The organism is Pelagibius sp. (genome assembly GCF_028289705.1).
Lineage (GTDB): Bacteria > Pseudomonadota > Alphaproteobacteria > Kiloniellales > Kiloniellaceae > Pelagibius.
On the sequence record NZ_JANQOI010000125.1, the window covers coordinates 1 to 2,435 of the forward strand.

A 2,435-nucleotide genomic window follows, 5' to 3' on the forward strand; every position below is an offset into this window, starting at 1 on the left:
CCACCCCTCCGAAGAGAAGCTTCTCCTTCGACTTGCATGTGTTAGGCCTGCCGCCAGCGTTCGTTCTGAGCCAGGATCAAACTCTTAGGTTGACCTCGCTCGACAAATCCCAAGACGCCGAAACGCCCCAGGCCCCATCAAGCTCATCAACGGGATCCTCTCATCAAACGCGCGAAATCTCCCTCCAACCAAAACCAAAGGCCCAGCCATAGCCAAACCCCAGCCAATGCCGGAGCAAGATCCGTCTAAAAGAATACGCGTCCAATCAAAGGCCCCAAGTGCCAAAACACCCAAAACCCCAGACCATAAAACGACAGACCATACAGACCCGCCGCCCGCGTATCCCTTCCTCTCAAAACAACAATGTCAAACAGCAGCACGGCAGCGTCCGGCTTGGGGGCCGAGGCTGCCGCGGAGGCCGGGTTATAGGGCCGCCCCAGGGGGGCTGTCAAACCCTTTATGAAAAGAATTTTACGGTCGGCCGCAGTCGCCGGGCGCGTCCCATCGATGGCCCAGCCGTTAACCGCCTTTAAGGTTGACAAGCCCTTGTACGATCAGCATTTTCAAAAATTGGTTAACGATTTGGCGGTATAACATTCACCGCCGTCGTGGCCGGCCGCGGGGGGCATCCTACATAACTGTTCAGGTGCGGAGCAGCATTCCATCGTGACGAACCGTCAATCCGGGCTCGACTCGCTCGCCCGATTCGCAAAAAAGGTCAGCTATCCTGCAATTCTTGCGATCCCTCTGGTGGGCGGCGTCGTCGCCGCCAGTTGGTCCAACGCCCAGTTCGCCCAGACCCTGGGCGCGGCATCCCCGAGTGAGGCATCCCCAGACGCGGCGGCGACGGCACAGCAGCCGGGCGCGCCGGCACCGGCAGGCGCAACCCCGGCAAGCGATTCCCAGGTCTCGCCCCGCGCCCAGCAGCAGGCGGCCCTGCCGCGCGCCGCTGCGCTCACCCTGCCGGCCCAGGGCGAGATCGAGGCTCTGGAAGAGGCCGAGGCCGCACCGCCGCCGGTGACGCGCCTGATCACCGTCGCCCGCGGCGACACGCTGATGAAGCTGCTGGTGGACGCCGGCGTCGAGCGCAGCCAGGCCCACCAGGCGGTGACCGCCATGGAGCCGGTGTTCAGTGCCCGGCGCCTGAGGCCGGGCCAGGAGATCGAACTCGCCTTCTTCGGAACCGGCAGCCGCGACGACAGCGGCGCGGCTGCAGCGCAAGGCCCCCTGCTCGGCATCAGCTTCAGCCCCTCCTCGGAGCGGGACATCCAGATCCGCCGCAACGCCCCCGAGGCGGCGTTCTCCGCCCAGGAGATCGAACGGCCGCTGGAACGGCACCTCGCCTATGCCCAGGGCACGATTAATTCCAATCTCTCGGTGGCCGCGCGCGACGTGAAGGTGCCGCATTCGGTGCTGATCGAGACCATTCGCGCCTTCAGCTATGACGTGGATTTCCAGCGCGAGATCCAAAAGGGCGACGACTTCGAACTGCTTTACGAGATCTTCGTCGACGAGACCGGCGCCGTGGTGCGCAGCGGCGAGCTGCTCTACGCCGCCATGACTCTCTCCGGCAGCCGCACGGAGATCTATCACTACACACGCGCCAGCGGCGATGCCGACTACTACACGCCGCAGGGCACCTCGGTGCGCCGCTCGCTGATGCGCACGCCCATCGACGGGGCGCGTCTTTCCTCCGGCTTCGGCATGCGCAAGCATCCCATCCTCGGCTATTCCAAGATGCACCGGGGCACCGACTTTGCAGCCCCGCGCGGCACCCCCATCTATGCCGCCGGCAATGGCGTCGTCGAGGTAGCGGGGCGCAAGGGCGGCTACGGCAAGTACGTGCGCATCCGCCACGGCTCCGCCTACAAGACCGCCTATGCCCACCTCAGCCGCTACGGCAAGGGCGTCAAGTCCGGCGCCCGGGTCAAACAGGGACAGGTCATCGGTTACGTCGGCTCCACCGGCCGCTCCACCGGCCCGCACCTGCACTACGAAGTCATCCTGAACGGCAAGCAGGTCAATCCCCTGAAGGTGACCCTGCCCCGCGGCGACAAGCTGAAAAAGAGCGAGATGGCGGACTTCGCCAACCGGCGGGCCGAGATCGACCGCCAGGTCGCACTTGCCATGGGCGGCCTGCTGATGGTCCAGCGCGCCTGCGAGGACGCCGAGGTTCTCGAGCAGGGCTCGGCCACCGACCAGGACTGCTGAAGGCCGGGAAGTCGCGGCGCCGAAGCTAGGACCGCCGCGCTTGTCGGGCGCGGCCGTCTGGCCCCTCGGTTTCCAACGCTCAGTCTGTTTCCCAGATCAGCGGACGGGGTGTTCGCGGAGTTTTTCGACCCATGCTCTCCACCTTGGCGCCGGCGCTCGAAGGCCTCGGCCTCGGCGCCGGTCTGATCATCGCCATCGGCGCCCAGAACGCCTACGTGCTGCGC

Annotated in this window: 1 protein-coding gene and 1 rRNA gene; one reads left to right on the forward strand and one right to left on the reverse strand. The window is 65.5% G+C overall.

The genetic code is table 11. From position 1 onward, the window contains the following. A 16S ribosomal RNA gene (locus tag Q0996_RS15945) occupies positions 1-92 on the reverse strand; the annotation flags it as partial. A 574-nt stretch (positions 93-666) separates the two neighbouring features. On the opposite strand from Q0996_RS15945, the gene Q0996_RS15950 reads away from it, so the two are divergent. Then, on the forward strand, positions 667-2,211 hold the full coding sequence (locus Q0996_RS15950) for a M23 family metallopeptidase (RefSeq protein ID WP_299621832.1): 1,545 nt from the start codon (positions 667-669) through the stop codon (positions 2,209-2,211). Positions 2,212-2,435 lie beyond the last annotated feature (224 nt).